Below are 19,920 nucleotides of genomic sequence, written 5' to 3' on the forward strand. Positions count from 1 at the left end.
AGACGCAAAGGTAAAAAGAAAGGATAAAACTTTGCGTACCTTTGCGTTACCTCCGCGTACCTCCGCGTTTCAAAAAAACTCCTCTCATAACTCTCCCAACAATTTATCTAGTTCATCTTGGGTGAAATCCATTTGCGGGAAGTCGGAGGGGGTAAAGCCGCTAATTTCAGGGGTGAGGCAATGTTGAATTAATGAATGTAGTATTTTTTGATAGTTGTCTGCTAAGGTGGTGATGGTTTGACGGTGATGCAGTTTTTGGCTGTACGTCCAATCACATCGCAGTTTTCCTCCTGTGACGATACTGTTAATTTCAATCAGAGTGTTACGCTTCCCTCTAGGACTACGGCTGTGTCCGATAGATTCACTCGCTGGGGTAAACAGCGAATTTTTCGAGAAGATTTGGTCAGATTGTCCTAAATAGTTAAATCTGACTTGTGGTAAGGGTATTGCTTTAAGAGTGTCTCGAACTGTTGGGGATGCTAAATAGCGCAACAACCCATAGCTAATTCCACGGTCGGGAATTTGCCGTAGTTGCTCTTTGACTGATTTGAGGGAAATCCCTAGATCGGCAGAAGGATTTATATTTAATAATACCGGGAATAGGCTAGTAAACCAACCCATTGTCCTAGATAAATTAATACTTGGAAACAAATCTTCTCTACCATGTCCTTCTAGTTCTACTAACAAGCGATTTTCACCCGTCCAAGTTTGGAAGGTTAAGGCTAAGGCTGTTAACAAAACATCATTGATTTGGGTGCGGTAGGCTTGGGGAACTTCTTGCAGTAGAGCTTGGGTATCTGTGACGCTGAGAAATGTAGAATAGGTGTCTACATCTGCCATTGTGTTAGAACCTGGGGCATAATCTACGGGGAGAGGTGGTATTTTTTGCCAAGTGGGAGATGTCCAATAATTGAAGGCTGGTTGTAAATCGGCACTCCAGGTATATTCTTGTAGTTTATTTGCCCACTGTTGATAGGATGTGGTTTTGGGTGGGAGTTGGATTTCCTGACTTTGGCTAAGTTGCTGGTATGCTAGTTGCAAATCTTCTAAAAATAGCCGCCAGGAGATGCCATCAATAATTAAGTGGTGGAAGATGATTAATAAGCGATGATTTTGGGTTTCACCATTGTCAAAGTAGGCGACACGTAGTAATGGCGGTGTTTCTAGGTTGAAACTTTCTTGAAAGTAGGGTGTAGGGGTGTAGGGGTGTAGGGGTGTAAGGGAAAGAGGGGTTTTTTCGTCATTATTTGAGATATCAACATGATAGAAGTATGAGGTTTGGTTGATTTCCTCAATTGACAAAATCTCCTGTCGCCAACCGTCGGGGGTTTGTTGGAAGCGCGATCGCAAGCCGTCATGGTGTGCTAATAGTTGATCTATTGCTTGCCGTAAGTAATGAGGGTTGAGAGATTGATGTACTTCTAAAAGAATGGCTTGATTCCAATGATGTGCATCTACTAGATTTTGATCAAAAAACCATTGCTGAATGGGAGTTAGAGGAACTTGCCCTGTAACTGGTGTTTGCTCACTAGATAATGTGGTGTCAGTGTCTACAATGGCTGCTAATTCTGCCACTGTTTGATATTGGAACATCTGCCGGGGACGTAAAGCCAAGCCTTGTTGATTTGCTTTGGCTACGGCTTGAATGGCTAAAATTGAATCACCACCCAAGCTAAAGAAGTTATCGTGAATGCCAAGTGATTCTACCCCTAACACCTGAGTCCAAATATTAATTAATTGTTGTTCTATGGGTGTGCGGGGTGCGGTTGTGGTGGTGGTGACTGGTGATAAATCAGGTATGGGCAAAGTATGACGGTCTACTTTACCATTAGCTGTTAACGGTAAAGTTTCCAGGATGACAAACGCTGTCGGTAGCATATACGCAGGAAGTTTCGCCGCTAAAAATTGCCTTAATTCTGCTGCTTCAATGTGAGATTTAGGAACAACATAAGCTACTAAGCGGTTATGTTCTGGGGTATCGTTGCGAACAATGGCGACAGCTTGGGTTACTTCTGGATGTTGGTTAAGTACCGCTTCGATTTCCCCTAATTCAATGCGAAAACCGCGCAATTTTACTTGATGGTCCAAACGCCCCAGATATTCAATATTACCATCTGGGAGATAACGAGCGCGATCGCCTGTTTTGTAAAGTTGACTATTCCCTATTCCCCAATTAATAAACCTTTCGTCCGTCAATTCTGGACGCTTCCAGTAACCTCTTGCTAACCCTGTACCACTCAGGTAAATTTCACCGGGTACACCTACGGGAACGGGTTGCAGGTTTTGGTCTAGGATATAAACTTGAGTGTTGGCAATGGGTTTACCAATTGTCGGAGCTTGTGGACTATTGCGGGGAATCAGGGCAAAGGTAGAGTAGGTAGTATCTTCTGAAGGCCCGTAGAGATTGTATACTTTCTCAATTGTGGATTGTTGATAAAGTGCGTCTACAAGGGATTTGGGTAACGGTTCACCGGCTAAATTGACTGTCTGCACTGATGCGGGAATACCATTTAAACGTAGCAGTTCTCTGGCGGCTGAGGGGACTGTATTGATTAACCTTACTTGTGAGGCGGCTAGTAATTCCGGTAATTGTAAGGCATTATCGGCGAGGATGACACAACCTCCCCAACTTAGGGGAACGAAGATTTCAAATACTGAAAGGTCAAAACAAATTGAGGTGGAAGCTAAAACACCTGTTAATTCTGCTTGTGAGTAAACTTCCCGCGCCCAATACATGAGTGTAACTGGACTTTGGTGAGTAATTGCCACACCTTTGGGAATGCCTGTAGTGCCGGAGGTGTAGATGATGTAGGCTAGGTTGGCTGGTTTTACACCCCTCCCTAACCCTCCCCTTATAAAGGGGAGGGAACTAGATTCTCCGGTTTCCCCCCTTTCTAAGGGGGGATTAAGGGGGGTAATTCGACTGGTGTGTATACCGTAGCTTGCTAAGGGGAGGGAGTCCGATAGGACGGGTGGGGTATTTGTATCAAGGCAAACTATCGGGATTTCTAATGGGGGGAGTTTGGTTAATTGCTTTTGCTGGGTGAGTAACACCTGCATTTGGGCATCTTGAATAATTAATGCTAATCTGGCTTCGGGATAAGTGGGGTCTAGGGGAACGTAAGCACCACCAGCTTTGAGGATAGCCAATAAGCCGATAATCATATCTAGGGAACGGTCAACGCAAATTCCCACAGGCGTTTCTGGCTGGACACCTAAATTTTGCAGATGACAGGCTAATTGATTGGCTTTGGTGTTTAATTCGTCGTATGTTAGCTGTTCTTCACCCCAAATGACCGCTATTCGTTCGGGGGTTTGTTTTACCTGTGTCTCAAACAATTCATGTAAACACTGCTGAGGATATTGGCGTTGGGTGGTGTTCCATTGTGCGAGTTGCTGCTGTTCAAAAGTGGTTAATAACGGTAAATCATTAATATGCTGTTCGGGATTGAGAACTACTGCTTGTAATAATGTTTCTAGATGTCCAGCCAACCGCTCAATTTTTGTGGCTGCGAATAAATCAGTATTATATTCCAACTTACAACTTAACCCCTGAGCAGTTTCGCTCACGAACCAAGTCAAGTCAAATTTTGCTGTACCACTATCCGCCTCAATTACTTGCCATTCGATGCCCCCCATATCCAAATCTGGCAAAGGTAAATTTTGCAACACTAACATCACTTGAAAAATCGGCGAATGACTGAGCGATCGCACTGGTTGCAGCACATCTACCAATTGTTCAAAAGGCAAATCCTGATGGGCATAAGCACCCAAAGCTGTTGCCCGAACCCGTGACAATAAACCAGCAAAACTAGGATTGCCACTCAAATCAGTACGCAAAGCCAGAGTGTTAGCAAAACAACCAATCAACCCTTCCGTCTCTACACGATTGCGATTAGCTACCGGACTCCCAACCACAATATCATCATCACCACTGTAACGAGATAACAGCACATTCCAGACAGCCAACAAAGTCATAAATAAAGTGCTGTGATAACGCCGACTCAACCCCCTCAACCCCTGAGTCAATTCCCCCGACAAACCAAACCCATACACAGCCCCCCGAAAAGACTGTACAGCCGGACGGGGGTAATCAGTCGGTAATTCCAACATCACCGGCGCAGACTCCAACCGTCCCCGCCAATACTGCAAATGCTCCTCCAAAACCCTCCCCTGCAACCGCTCCCTCTGCCAAAAAGCAAAATCCACATACTGAACTTGAGTATCCTTTCTTTCCTTCTTACCTTTGCGCCTTTGCGCCTTTGCGCGAAACACTTCCCGAACCAACAAACCCAAAGACCAAGCATCAGCAATAATATGATGCAAAGTCAACAACAAAACCTGATTCCCCTCCCCCAATCGTACCAACCGCACCCGCCACAACAAACCAGCCAAATCAAAAGCCTGCTGCGCCTGAGTTCGCGCCAACTCCTTCACCTGCTGCTGTTGCTCAAACTCCGGTAATCCCTGTAAATCAATCACTGGTATCTTTACATCACAAACATCAGCAATCCTCAAAACAGGCTGTCCATCGACATTTAAGAAATTCGCCCGTAAAATTTCCTGTCGCCGCACCACTTCCGTAAAACTGCGCTGCAAACTATCCAAATCAATATCACCCCGAATTTGCACCGCCAAAGGAATATTATAAAAAGGACTATCCGGCTCTAACTGCGCTAAAATCCAAAAGCGTTGCTGGGCAAAGGATAGAGGTAAATTACCAGTGCGAGGAATCGGCAATAAGGGGCTACTTTCCCTATGACTTTGGGCAATTACCCTTGCTAAATCCCCAATTCTCGGACTTTCAAACAGATGACGCAAAGGTAACTCTACACCAAATACCTGCCGCACTTGAGAAATTAACCGCGTCGCCAGCAGGGAATGTCCCCCCAAATCAAAGAAATTATCCTCAATACCCACCGACTCGACACCCAACACCGTCGCCCAAATACTCGCCAAAACTTCCTCTGTTGGTGTGCGAGGAGTTTCATGTACCAGTGCTTGAGTATTGGGAGTAGGTAAGGCTTTACGGTCAACTTTACCATTGGGTGTAAGGGGTAAGGCTGTTAATGGCACAAATACCCCAGGAATCATATATTTGGGGAGTTTGCTGGCGAGGAATTGCTGTAAATCATGTACCCAACCTACGCCGTTATATTCTGGATTTACCCCCCTTAATCCCCCCTTATAAAGGGGGGAAACTGGAGAATTATCTATCTCCCTCCCCTTTATAAGGGAAGGGTTGGGGTGGGGTAAGTTTGATTCTGGGCAACATGGAACTATATATGCTACTAAACGCTGTTCTCCTGGTTCATCTTCTCGCATAGTCACCAAAGCTTGTGATACTTGGGGATGTTGTGTTATTACCGCCTCAATTTCTCCTAATTCAATCCGAAAACCGCGAATCTTGACTTGATAATCTAGTCTCCCTAAGTATTCGAGTTTACCATCTCTTAGGTAGCGGACGCGATCGCCTGTTTTGTATAGGGTGTATTCACGCAGAGGCGCAGAGGCGCAGAGAGGAAGAGTTTTGATGAGAAATCTTTCTGCTGTTAAGTCTGGACGTTGCCAATATCCTCTGGCGACTCCTGCACCACTAATATATAATTCTCCGGGTACGCCTATGGGGACTTGTTGTAAATGCTCATCGAGGACGTAAAATTGAGTGTTGGCGATGGGATGACCGATGGTTACGGGTTCATCTATACTGAGTTTCTGGGCTGCTGACCAAATGGTGGTTTCTGTTGGGCCGTATAAGTTCCAGACTTCTTGGGTGCAGGATAGTAGTTGTTGTGCCAAGGTATGATCTAATGCTTCGCCGCCACAGAGAATTTTTAAGTCTTGCTTACCTTCCCAACCACTGGCTAGGAGTAATCGCCAAGTTGCGGGGGTGGCTTGCATGACGGTGATTTGATGTTGCGCGATCGCTTGTGCTAATCTCTCTCCATCCAGGAGAACTTCCCTTTCTACCAAGACTAAACAAGCACCGACAATTAAGGGTAAGAAAATCTCTAAGGCTGCAATGTCAAAGGCTAGGGTGGTGACAGCTAAGAGGTTATCTGCTGCTGTGAGTCCTGGTGCTTTGGACATTGCAGTTAAGAAGTTGCTTAAGCTTCTGTGCAAAATTTGCACGCCTTTGGGTGTGCCGGTTGAACCGGAGGTGTAGATTAGGTAGGCGAGTTGTTCTGAGTGAGGAGGGGTGTAGGGGTGTGGGGGTGTAGGGGTGTAGGGGGGGGAAGAGGGAATTTGTTGACTGTTGTCTAAACAGATGATTTCTGCTGAGTGTTCTGGTAGGTTATTTAATAAGGAGTGTTGAGTTAATAAGATTGATATTTGTGAATCGTTAATTATAAACTGTAAACGCTCTTGGGGATAGCTGGGGTCGAGGGGAACGTAAGCACCGCCGGCTTTGTGGACTGCTAATAAAGAAATTACCATTTCTAGAGAGCGATCGCAGCAAATTCCTACTCTTGTTTCTGCTTTTAATCCTATGTTCTGTAAATAGGTTGCTAGTTCACAGGCTGCTTGCTCAAGTTGCTGGTAAGTTAGGGAATTATCACCAAAAATAACAGCAATTTTATCTGGTTTTTTCGTTACTTGTTGCCTGAATAATTCATAAACTGTTAATTCAGGAATTTCTGTAAATGTATCGTTCCATTCTGTTAATAAATTTTGTTCTTTTGCTGTTAGTAATGATAATTCATTAATAGATTGTGCTGGATTAGCGACAATGCCAGATAATAAAGTTTGGAAATGTTCATTTAACCTTTCAATAGTAGCTTGTTCAAATAATTCTGTACTGTATTCCCAAGTTCCCCTTAAACCGCTTGGAGCTTCGTACATATCTAAGCTGATATCAAACCGAGATGTAGAATGTTCTGTTTCTAGAGGTTCTATTTTTAATCCAGGCAAACTTATAGTTTGATGAGGTGTGTTATGGAGAACAAACATTACCTGAAATAGAGGATTTTGACTTAAATTTCGTTCTGGTTGTAGTTGTTCTACTAAATCTTCAAAGGGTAAATCTTGATGAGATAACGCGCCTAAAACTGTTTCTTTTACTTGGTTGAGAAGTTCGATAAAACTGGGTTTACTAGATAAATTAGTGCGAAATATGAGATTATTAACAAATAGCCCGATGAGGTTAGCAATTTCTGAGCGATCGCGGCTAGTAACTGTAGAACCAACTAATATATCATCCTGTCCACTGTAGCGATATAATAAGATATTAAATGCTGTCAACAAAGTCATAAACAGCGTAGCATTATGCTGTTGGCTCAATTGTCGCAATTGTTCAGATAATTCTGATGACAAAGTAAAAAATAGTCGCGCACCTCTAAAAGTCTGTATAGCTTTGCGTGAATAATCTGTAGGGAGAGACAATTCACGGGGATAATTTTTCAGTTGTTCTTGCCAGTATGATAATTGAATTGTCCTAGCTTCACTTTGCAGCCATTTTTGTTGCCAAGTTGCAAAATCTGCAAATTGAATTGGTAATTTTGTTAAGGTTTGCCCTTGATAAAGTGATATTAATTCTCGCACCAAAACACGAAATGACCAGTAATCTGTAATGATGTGGTGCATCACCAAAATCAATACAAATTCAGTATCACTCAGTTGTAGTAACGCAACACGTAATAAAGGCAGTTCTGTAAGTTGAAACGGCTGTTCCGTGAGTAATTTGGCTTGCTGTATGACTTGTGATTCTTGATTTTCTGGTGATAATTCCCGCAAATCAACTAAAGGTAGATTTAGTTTGACGTTTGCAGCAATATTCTGTACAGGTTCATCATTAACTACAGCGAAACTGGTGCGTAAAATCTCATGACGTAACACGATTGACTGTAAACTTTGCTCTAGGTGCGTGACATCGAGATTACCCGTCAACCGCAAAGCCGCAGGTAGGTTATAAACTGATAATCCTGGCTGTAATTTATCGAGAAACCACAATCTTTTTTGAGCAAAAGAAAGGGGGAAATGTTGTTTGGTGACTTTTTGTTGTAGTAGTTTCGCTAATAGTTCGCGTTTTTGGGATGTGGAAATATTCATATATTAATCAAGTAAAATAATATTTTTTTGCCTCACGCCAAGGGCGAATGCACCTTTGCGTGAGATAAATCATCCGCCTCTAACTGCATTTTTTGAAGTAATATTTCTACTTCTTCATCGGACAGTTCATCTAAGTTTGCTAGTATTTCTTGTGGATTAATACGTTCAATAGGTTCAATTGTAATTTCTTGTCTTGCTTCCCACTGATGTTTAAGTAATTCAACTTGTGCAGTTAAGGTAGGGTTGAGGAAAAATTCACGGATGGGTAAATCAAGTTGGAGATTTTGCCGCATCTGAGTAATTATCTGAGTGGCTGATAATGAATTACCTCCCAATTCAAAGAAGTTATTGTGAATACTTGAAACTTCTACATTTAAAATAGATTGCCATAGTTGAGCTAGTGCTATTTCTAATTCGGTAGAGGGAGGTATAATAGGCTGGTCAGATTCGCTAAATTGATATTCTGGTTGAGGTAAAGCGCGACGGTCAATTTTACCATTTTGTGTTAATGGCAGCGTTTCTAGGGGAATATAGAGGCTGGGAATCATATATTCTGGCAATCTTTGTTGGAGGAATTGCCTTAATTTTTGGGTGATTAATTCGGCTTTTGTTATCTTGGTTTGAGCAGTTTCGGGTGATAACCAACGGGTTGTCCAATGGGGATCTATAGTACCGCCTACAAACCCATGTAAGAATATTTGCTGCTCATGTAAAATGAAATTTTCGCGGATAGCATCAAATTCTAAATCACCTATGGGACATAAACCTAAATTTTGATTGGGTGCGGTTTCCATTAATAATTGACCAATATAACCGGCTTCTAATAAACAGAAGTCCCTAGATTTATCACCATAAACTGGTGAAATTGCTTGTAAGTCACCAATTAAAAATATGGCAAATGCTGCTTGTGTAAAAACATCTTGGTTGATGCCATAGATACTACTATCAATGTTTGCTTCATCGCTTAAATGAATAAGTTGATGTTGTTGGGGATGATAGTAGTAAAAACCAGTCGCTAAATTTTCAACTCTATGAGGTTTTATATATATATATGTTTGGACTGGATATAAACTACCAGCCGAAGCATAGCGATATTTTGGTAGTGGGGAATTTTCTAGTTGGTGCATTTGCAAACACTCGAAAAATTCACCTAATGTAGTCAGGGAGACAATTTCCTCTAAAAACTGACGATAACTTTGTCGTCTCAGGTTAACTTGAGGAGATTCTAACCCAGGTAAAGCTACAGTACGCACGCCAGCATCAAACGTTCTTACTCCCTTTTGTTGCAGTTTGAAATCCAGTTGTGAGGAAGAATTAAAGGTGTTTTGGCTGGAAATTACCTCTGGTTGTAATACCAGATAAGCGACTAACTGCTGTTGAGATGGTGCAGTTCCCGCAGTTTTCACAACAGCTTGGGTTATGGCTGGATGTTGTTGTAAAGCTGCTTCAATCTCCCCTAATTCAATCCGATAGCCATTAACTTTAACTTGAAAATCTTCTCTTCCTAAAAATTCTATTGTCCCATCAGGTAAGTAGCGTCCTAAGTCGCCAGTTTTATATAGGGGTGTAGGGGTGTAGGGGTGTAGGGGTGTAGGGGGGAAATTCTCTCCCATGCCCAATTGAATAAATCTCTCTGCTGTCAATTCTGGATTTTGCCAATATCCTTTGGCTACTCCTAAGCCACCTATGTAGATTTCGCCAATAGCCCAGGTGGGACAGGTTTCTAGGGAGTGATTGAGGACGTAAACCTGTTGATTAGTCAATGAATAACCGTAGGGAATGCTTTTCCAATTGGGATCTATTTCGCCTATGGGGTAGAAAATTGACCAGATGGAAGCTTCTGTAGCACCGCCTAAGCTAATAATTTGGGGATGATTAAACTGGCTGCGGATGCGTGGGGGTAATGTGAGAGGAATCCAGTCACCACTGAGTAAAATTAGGCGTAGTGTCTGGTTTTGGGTGGGGGAGGTGTCGAGTAAAAGCTGCATCAGGGCGGGAACTGAGTTCCAAATTGTCACCTGATATTGGTTAATTAGCTGCATCCAGTGGGTGGGATCGTTACCGCTATCAGGGATGACGATTGTTCCGCCAGCCGCTAAAATGCCAAAGATGTCATACACTGATAAATCAAAACTTAGGGACGACACCGCTAAAACTCGGTCATTCTCTGTCACGCCAAAGCGTTGATTAATATCTAATATTGTGTTGACTGCGCCTTGATGATCAATCATTACACCTTTGGGTGTTCCTGTAGAGCCGGATGTGTAAATTACATAGGCTAAATCTGTGGGTTGCTGTCTTACTCCCTCTCCTTTGCAAGGGGAGAGATGGGGTGGGGTATCAACACATATCCGAGTTAGATGATCAGCCAATTCTAAAGTTTTATCTAACCAGGATTGGGTAAGTATAATTTGTGCTTGGGTTTTTTGTAATAGGTGCAAACGACGCTGTGCTGGTAATTGCGGGTCTATGGGTACGTAGGCAGCACCAGCAGTTAGAATTGCTAAGGCTGCTACTATTTGTTCCCAACCTTTATCCATGACAATTGCTACTAATTGGTTGGGAATTACACCTAAGTGTTGTAAATGTTCGGCAAGATGACAGACGCGATCGCAAACCTGTTGATAAGTTAAAGTGTTTTCTGTAGTTACGATTGCCGGTTGGTTAGGTTGTTTTGCTACTTGCTCGAAAAATAGGGTTTGGAGACAGGGGAAAGGAGGCAGGGGGCAAGGGGCAGGCTTGCCCTGAGCGCAGCCGAAGGGGGGCAGGGGGATGTTGATAGTATCAGGTTCTACTAAATTTTCCAAGAAATTACAGTAGGTGTGGAACATCTCATCTAACATTCCGGCGGGGAAAAGTTCATCGATGGTGTCCCAATTAAATACTAATGCGCCGGCAACTTCTCCTACTTGATGGTCAAAATACACTTGGGAAGTTTGGCTGAGGCTGTATATTAAGTTACCCTGCCAATTGCGCTTATCTTCTGCTTGTTGATGATCTTGGGTGAGGGTACTGGTAAAAACTACAGGCATTAATGCTTCTGTCACCCGTTGTTGCTGACGCGCTAGTTGACGCAGTACCTCTACACCACTGAAATAGCGATGGTCTAAATCATCCCACAGTTGGGTTTGGATGCGGTGAGCTAGTTCGAGGAAGTTATTACACCCTGCACTGGTAATTTCTAGAAGTAGAGACGCGGTAAAATCTCCGACAATTTGATTGACTTCGGGATGCAGAGGTAGACGGTTAAATAAGGTCAGATTTAGGGTGAAATTGGGTTGTTTGCTCCAGCGTGAGAGAATTTTGGCAAAAGCAGCCAAAAGTATACCTGATGGTGTAATTCCCGCTTCGCTGGCTTGCTGTTTGAGTTTTTGCCATTGGGTTGGGGATAAAGTCCCACTGCGACGGGTGAAATGCGGTTCTGTAATTTTGCTGAGAGGTTTTGTTAAAGGTAATTCTGGTGCAGGGGGTAGGGTGGTAAGGCGATTTTGCCAGTAGGCTTGAGAACGGTGATAAATTGCTGAATCTTGTAATGTTTTTTCTGTGAGGACGTAATCTCGGAAAGTTAAGTTAATGGGTGGTAACTCGACATCGGGATTTTCCAGAATTTGGACTAATTCTCTACCTAATAAGCGAAAACTCCAAGCATCACCAATTAAAACATCAAAGCTGATGCAGAAGCGGATTTTGTTGTCATCTAATAAAATTGCTTGAATTTCAAATAAAGGATAGCTGTCAGTGGGGCGAACTTGATGAGAAAGGTGTTGGCGGATATCCTGGAGTGCAGAATCTACCCCACGCAAATCTGTCACCGCAATTTTGAAATCCGGGACTTGTGATAAAACTTGTTGCTGTCCATCAGCTTGGACAATCACCCGCAGCATATCATGGCGTTCAATCAATCGCTGCATTGCCATTTCTACCTGTGCAACACTTAACCCCACCGTCTCAATTTCTTGATAACCGTGAGTAGCAATGTTACCCAACTCAAAAGCGGCGTTACGTCCGATGAGGTAAGCTTGCTGAATATCTGTTAAGGGAAAAGGTTGATAGCGTTCTTCGGGTTGGGGTTGGATTTTGGGTGGTCCCAACTTAATTTCATTGCGCTGTAACTGGTCAATCTGTGCGGCTAAACTAGCAATGGTGGGAAACTGAAATAAATACTTGAGGGGTAATTCTACCTGTAAGGATTCGTTGATTCTCGCTACTAACTGCATCCCCAGTAATGAATGTCCACCTAATGTAAAAAATTTATCATAAATCCCGATTTGCTCAACTAAAAGTATTTCTCGCCAAATCACCTCTAAAGCTTGTTCTGTAGCTGTGCGCGGTGCTACATAACCAATTCCTAATTCCGAAGATAAATTTTCAACTGCGGGTAACGCCTTACGGTCAATCTTACCATTGGGATTACGTGGCAGTGCATCCAAAGTCATGTAATGAGCAGGAATCATGTAATTTGGCAATTTATATGCTAAATATTGCCGTAAATCTAGAATATTGATGCTTTTAGGAGCAATATAAGCAACTAATCTTTTATCACCTGATGCTGCCTCATTAGCAATCACTACAGATTCTTGAATTTCTGGATACTGACTGAGTAAAGCCTCAATCTCGCCTAATTCAATGCGATAACCACGTATTTTTACTTGATTATCTAATCTACCCAAGTATTCAATATTGCCATCTGGGAGATAACGAACGCGATCGCCTGTTTTATAAAATACCTCACCCGCGCTGTCGCGCACCCTCCCCTTACCAAGGGGAGGGTTGGGAAGGGGTGTATTTTCTATAAACCTTTCTGCTGTTAATTCTGGGCGTTGCCAATATCCTCTGGCGACTCCTGCACCTGCAATGTATAATTCTCCTGGAACACCAACGGGTACTGGTTGTAAATGTTTGTCTAAAATATAAACTTGAGTATTTGCGATCGCACGACCAATAGGAGGAGTAGGACTATTTGGGGTAATATCTTTCAGTTCTATGTAAGTAGAATAAGTAGTATCTTCCGAAGGCCCATAAAGATTATAGATGTACTGAACATGGGGGAGTTGTTGAAGTTGCTGTACCAATTTCCATGTCAGAGGTTCACCCGCTAAATTAACTGTGTTCACAGAATGAGGAATAGCATTAAAGTTGAGAAGTTGAGTTACTGCACTTGGTACAGTATTAATTAACGTCACTTCATCTTTAGCCGCTAAATTCGGCAATTCCAGAGCATTTTCAGCCAAAATTACCTTACCTCCCCAACACAGAGGGACAAAAATCTCAAACACCGATAAATCAAAACAAATAGAAGTAGCCGCCAACACCCCAGAAATCGCATCATCACTAAAAACCTCACGCGCCCAGTACAATAAACAAACTGGACTGCGATGCTCAATCATCACCCCCTTCGGCTTACCAGTAGAACCCGAAGTATAAATCAAATAAGCCAAATTCCCCGGTGTAACATCCGTCACAGGATTAGTAACAGGATATTCCCCAATACTCTCCCAATTTCCTAAATCAACAACCCTCCCAAACTCCCCTCTGCGTCTCCGCGTCTCTGCGTGAGCCAAAAAAATTCTAACCTCTGCATCATCCAAAATATACTGTAATCTCTCATCTGGATAAGCCGGATCGAGCGGAACATAAAAACCCCCAGCCTTGAGAATAGCTAACATCCCAATCACCATTTCCGGGGAACGTTCCAGACAAATTCCCACAGGCGTTTCTGGCTTAACTCCCAAAGTTTGTAAATAATGAGCCAGTTGATTAGCCTTAATATTAATTTCTCGATAAGTAAAAACTTCCTCACCAAAAATCAAAGCAATTGCATCAGGAGTTCTTTCAACCTGCGCTGCAAATAATTCATGAATACACTCATGCTGAGGATATTCCCGTGAAGTCGTATTCCAGTTAATTAATAATTCTGCTTCCTTCGCAGTTAATAAAGATAAATCTGAGATTTTTGCATCAATATTTTTAACTATACTTTCTAAAATAATCTGCCAATGCTCCGCCATTTGAGAAATAGTAGCAGCATCGAATAATTCCGAACTATATTCAAATTTTCCCTTAATTCCCTGGGGAGTATCTTGTAAATTCAGACGTAATTCATATTTTGCTGTATCTTCCTGAATCTGTAACCTTTCTAAAGTCAATCCTGCTAGTTGAGGTGGTTGGACTGTTGCCAGTTGTAAATCAAATTTTACCTGAAATAAAGGCATCATTTGATTAAGATGCCGTTCGGGATTCAGAACTTCTACCAACTTTTCAAAAGGTAAATGTTGATGAGCAAAAGCACCAAGTGTCACCTCACGCACTCGTTTTAATAATTCCACTATTGTGGGATTACTACCTAAATTGGTACGCAATACTACAGTGTTGACTAATAAGCCAATGAGATTTTCTGTTTCCTGGCGATCGCGGTTAACAATATCTGTACCAATTAATAAATCTTCTTCTCCTGTGTAGCGATATAGTAATACTTGAAAACTCGCCAGCAGTAGCATAAATAAGGTGACACCCTGCTTGGCTGCTAAGGCTTTTAAGGCTTGGGATAGAGAGGAAGAAAGAGAAAACGCATACCGTGAACCTGAGTATTTAGATACATCTTTACGCAGAGTAGGTAATTGTAAAACAGGCAATTCACAGCCTAATTTTTGTTGCCAATAATCAATTTGTTCTTCTAGAAATGAGCCTTGTAATTGTTGTCTTTGCCATAATGCCCAATCAGCATATTGAATTGGTAATTCTGGTAATGGTGAACATTCTCCCCGCACATAAGCGGAATATAATATAGAAAGTTCTTTGAGAAAAACACCTACTGACCATCGGTCGGAAATAATATGATGGGTTGTGATTAATAATATATGTTCGTTTTCAGCTAAACGGAAGAGGCTAGTTTTGAATAAAAGTTGAGTTAAATCAAATGGTGTTTGTGCTGCTGTTAATGCTATTTTTTCGATTTCTTCGGTTGTATCTATAATTTGTAAGGAGATTGGTTGCCAAGGTTCGATAATTTGAATGGGTTGATTTTCGGAATTGGTGGTGAAATATGTTCTTAAGGTTTCGTGTCTTTTTCTAAGTTCGTTGATAGCTGATTCTAGTGCGGATAGTTGTAAATCTCCCTGCATTTTTAGGACACAGGGAACGTTATAAATGTAGCTATCTGGCTCTAGTTGTTGGATGAACCAGAGGCGTTGTTGGGCAAAAGATAGGGGGATGTTTTCTGTTTGGTTTCGTGGGGGAATGGTGGAGGATTGAGGTAGGGTTAATCCTTTTTCTTTGAGGCGGCGTTCAAATAAGGCTTTTTGTTCTGGGGTTAGGGTTGAGAGGATTTGTGAGTAGTTAGACATTTTTTTAACGCAGAGGTACGCGGAGGTAAGCGCAAAGGTACGCGGAGTTTTAAGAGGGGGTGTTGAGTTGTTGGAGGATTTGTTCTGGGGTGAGGGTTTGGATTTCTGTGAGTAGGGCTGTCATTTGTTCTAGGTTTTGGTTTTGGGTGGTGATGATTGTGGCGATTGCGGCGATGGTGGGTGCTTCGTAGAGGAGGTTTCGCATTGAGAGTTCGACACCAAAGCGATCGCGTAATCTGGAAATGGCTTGGATGGCTAGGAGGGAGTGTCCGCCTAAGTCAAAGAAGCTATCATTAATTCCTATGGGGGAAATTCCTAATAGGTTTTGCCAAATTTGGGCGATCGCTGTTTCAATTTCGTTACGGGGTGCAATATATTCATTTGTTAGTTGGGGACGGGTATAACTGTTATCGCTTTCTGTTTTGCTTGGGGTGTTTGTTACCCACTGTTCTAAACGTTTGTATAAGTCGGCTTTTGTAACTACAACTGATTCTGGTAAACCCAATTTGATAATATGTTGGGTTGATTGCCATACTTCTGCCGGTGTGAGTGCTAATGTTGCTAAATTAGCGGCGAAACTATGATTAATTTCTGTTTCTAAGTCGCTACGACAAGCATCCCAGTTAATGCTAATCCAGGGGAATTTGCTATTTTGATTTTGTTGGATAACAAACATATCAATTACAGCATTCGCCCCAGCATAAGCGGCTAAACCTAAACCACCTAAAACTGTGGAAAGGGAAGATTGTAATACACAAAAATCTAAAGGTTTATGGCGCAAAACTTTAGCTAAAACAGATAAACTCTGGATTTTGGTACGGTAGTTATATTCCCAGTGTTGTAGAGTTAATTGGGGTAAAAATGCCATTGAATGCTCATTACTCATGGGTGTGGAGTAAAATACGCCATTTATTTGTCCGAATTTTGTCTCGGCTTGAGCTATTGCATTTTCTAATTCTGGTTGCTGGGTAATATCTATACTGAGTGCTAAGTAATCAATACCAACATTATCTAAACTTTGTTTGATACTTTCGGGAATGACATCACTAATTAGCACTAATCGCGCTGACATTTTCATCAGAAACTCAGCAAATACTGTTCCTAATCCTGTTGTTAAATCTCCTAAAATTACATAAGTTCCCCCTTCACGCAAAGATAATTGTGATGTAGTGGTATCTATTGATAAGGGTTTAAAAGTCTGATTCCAGCGATAATTACCGCGATAGGCAACTTGCTGTTTCAAGATTCCCGACTTCTTAAAGAAGTCGGGAATCTGATTATTTAAACACTCTGTAATTAATTGTTGGGCAATTTGTTGATTTGTTCTTACTGCGGTGGATAATGAAATGTCAACACAGAGACAAGTTAATTGTGGTATTTCTTGAGAAATCACCTTACCCATACCCCAAGCTGTCGCTTTCATTGGGTGGATATTTTCATTCCCTAACACCAATTGCCCATCATTTGTGACTAGCATTAATGTTATTGCTTGCTCAATTGACTGGAAGTAAATTGCTTGTGCTAGATATAATAAACTGACGGGTTGCTGTTGTGAATCAGTTAAATCCCATAAATATAAAATATGGTGAGGGATTAGCTCTCGCAGTTCTAAATCTGACCACAACTCGACAAAATTCTGTGAGCGTTGAGGATTAACTGTAAAATTACGATATGCGGGTTGGTCGTATTCTTCACCTTGGCTCACAATAATTACATCATGTCCAACCGCTTGTAAGGTATTAATTATTTCTTGACTAATACCGTAGTTATCCTTTAGTACCAACCAACACAAGCGTTTTTTAGCTATGTCTACCTGAGGATGGGGTAAACTACGTTCCCAAGAAGGGAGATAAAATTGAGGGACTGGGGATTGGAGATAGGGGATTGGGGACTGGGTATCCTCTGCTTTCAAATCAATCCAGTAACGCTGGCGTTGGAAGGGATAGGTGGGTAGTGGTAGACGTTGACGTTGTTGGTGAGTGTAGAAATTTGACCAATCAATTGATACACCTGTTAACCACAATTGACCCAAGGTTTGCAGTAAAAATGCTACATCTGATTGTGTATCTTGGGGATGGTGTAGGGAAGATAAAATTGTGTGGGTGTTGGTTTGTTGTTTGGCTAAGGTAGAAAGTGTCCGTCCTGCTCCTACTTCTAGTAAAATTTGCTGAGGTTCTGTTAGCAGTTCTTTAATTCCTGTGGCAAATTGTACAGGTTGACGCGCATGATTTGCCCAGTAGTGCGGATGAGTTGCTTGTTCTGGTGTAATCCAAGTCCCGGTAACGTTAGAAATAAAGGGAATTTTGGGTGTTTGCAGTTCGATTTTCTGGAAAGCGGCGATAAATGGAGTAATCATGGACTCCATTAAGGGTGAATGGAAAGCGTGGGATGTCTGCAATCTACGGTTGGAAATTCCCTGTTGATTTAAGTTTGTTTCTAGTTGAGCAATTTCTGCTTCAGTACCAGATACTACAGATAATTCTGGTGCATTGTATGCCGCTATAACTAAATTATCTGTCAACAGAGATTGTAGTTTAGCTGCGGACATTCCTACCGAAAGCATTGCACCAGTTGGACATTGCTGCATTAAACGACCACGCAATGCTACTAATTTTAAAGCATCGGGGAGAGAAAAGACACCGGCTAAAGTAGCTGCTACGTATTCGCCAATACTATGTCCAATCATGGCCTGTGGTTGAATACCCCAAGATATCCATAATTTTGCTAAGGCATATTCGATTATAAATAATGCTGGTTGTGCTACTGATGTCTGGTTGATTTGTTCAGACTCTTGTTGATAAATTTGTAACCGCAAATCTAACCCCAAATCATGCTGTAATAATTCACAGCAATGATCTATTTGTTCTCGAAATATGGCTTCTGTATCATATAATTCCTTACCCATGTTGAGGTACTGACTACCTTGTCCGGGAAACATGAAGGCGATACTTGGGCTTTTTTCGGAGTTTGTATGAGTGTATTTAGTTTCTTTCTCTAAAATTTGCGCTGCTTCTTGCGTAGTTTGACACAACACCATCCGGCGATATGCGAAATGTTGTCGTCCTATGTGGAGGGTATAAGCAATATCTGCAAGGTTGAATTGTGGATGCTGTTGTAAATGTGTAGCCAGATTAATTGTTGCTTGCTCAAGTGCTTTCTCACTTTTAGCCGATAAACATAACAATTGATAATTAATTTTGAATTTTGAATTTTGAATTTTGAATTGAATTGGTGCTTCTTCTAGAATTACATGAGCATTTGTCCCCCCAATTCCAAAGGAACTGACACCAGCACGGCGGGGGGTTTTGTCGGTTTCCCAGTCAACTAAATTGGTGTTGACATAAAAGGGTGTTTGGGAAAAATCTATTTGAGGATTTGGTTGTTGAAAATGTAAATTGGGGGGAATTTGTTGATGTTTGAGTGCTAAAACTGTTTTGATTAAACTCGCAATTCCCGCAGCCGCATCTAAATGTCCAATGTTGGTTTTTACTGATGATATGGCACAAAATCCGGTTTTCTCTGTTCCAGCGCGGAAGGCTTGAGTTAAGGCGGCGATTTCAATGGGGTCGCCTAATGCTGTTCCTGTTCCGTGGGTTTCAATATAACTAATCTCTGTTGGTTCTACTTCAGCTAATGCTTGTGCGGCGCGAATTACTGCTGCTTGGGTATCAATTCTCGGTGCTGTGTAGCTGACTTTTAAACCGCCATCATTATTAAGAGCTGAACCTTTAATTACAGCATGAATATAATCTCTATCTTCAATAGCTTCTTGCAGTCTTTTAAGGACAACAATACCTAAACCACTACCTGCAACTGTTCCTTGAGCATCAGCATCAAAGGCGCGACAATGGCCATCAGGTGAGTAAATTCCGCCTTCTTGGTATAAGTAACCTGTGGCTTTTGCTAAGGATACACCGCCGGCTAGGGCTATGTCACATTCTCCACTTAATAAACTCTGACAAGCTAGATGGACTGCTACTAATGATGTGGAACAAGCTGTTTGAATATCTAAACTTGGACCTCGTAAATTTAATTTATAAGAAACTCTGGTGGTAAGAAAGTCTTTATCGTTGGATAAAAATAGTTGATAGCGGCTAATTTGATTTTGAATTTGTGGATTAGTGATTAAATTTAATAAATAGTTATTCATGGCTGCACCGGCATAAACTCCTATTGCTCCGGTGTAGTTTTCTGGGTTATATCCTGCGTCTTCTAAGGCTGTCCAAGCACATTCTAAAAATAGTCGGTGCTGGGGGTCGAGAATTTCTGCTTCTCTGGGATTGAAGCCAAAAAATTCTGCGTCAAAGTATTCGATGTTGTCTATTATGGCTTGTCTTTTGACGTAATTGGGATGTTTTAATAGTGTGGGTTCTACGCCGTTTTTTTGGATTTGTTCGTCGGTTAAGTCGGTGATTGATTCTACTCCGTTGCGGAGGTTTTGCCAATATTCTTCTAGGTTATTAGCACCGGGGAATTTCCCGGTTATGCCGATGATTGCTATTTCTAATCCTGTGGGGTTGTTCATAGA

Annotated in this window: 3 protein-coding genes; all 3 read right to left on the reverse strand. The window is 41.9% G+C overall.

Going from position 1 to position 19,920, the window contains the following annotated elements; genetic code table 11:
• Positions 1-84 precede the first annotated feature (84 nt).
• The 3 genes from L6494_RS13205 to L6494_RS13215 are packed head-to-tail and all read right to left on the reverse strand — an operon-like array spanning position 85 to position 19,917.
• On the reverse strand, positions 85-8,049 hold the full coding sequence (locus tag L6494_RS13205) for a non-ribosomal peptide synthetase (RefSeq protein WP_237995584.1): 7,965 nt from the start codon (positions 8,047-8,049) through the stop codon (positions 85-87).
• Between the two features lie 32 nt (positions 8,050-8,081).
• On the reverse strand, positions 8,082-15,392 hold the full coding sequence (locus tag L6494_RS13210) for a non-ribosomal peptide synthetase (RefSeq protein WP_237995586.1): 7,311 nt from the start codon (positions 15,390-15,392) through the stop codon (positions 8,082-8,084).
• A gap of 49 nt (positions 15,393-15,441) precedes the next feature.
• Complete coding sequence (locus tag L6494_RS13215; protein ID WP_237995588.1) at positions 15,442-19,917, reverse strand: type I polyketide synthase; 4,476 nt, start codon at positions 19,915-19,917, stop codon at positions 15,442-15,444.
• Positions 19,918-19,920 lie beyond the last annotated feature (3 nt).

The organism is Nostoc sp. UHCC 0870 (assembly GCF_022063185.1).
Taxonomy (GTDB): domain Bacteria; phylum Cyanobacteriota; class Cyanobacteriia; order Cyanobacteriales; family Nostocaceae; genus Trichormus.

Coding starts and splice junctions, on each gene's coding strand:
- L6494_RS13205 (WP_237995584.1), bottom strand. CDS start 8,049: ATGAATATTTCCACATCCCAAAAACGCGAACTATTAGCGAAACTACTA.
- L6494_RS13210 (WP_237995586.1), bottom strand. CDS start 15,392: ATGTCTAACTACTCACAAATCCTCTCAACCCTAACCCCAGAACAAAAA.
- L6494_RS13215 (WP_237995588.1), bottom strand. CDS start 19,917: ATGAACAACCCCACAGGATTAGAAATAGCAATCATCGGCATAACCGGG.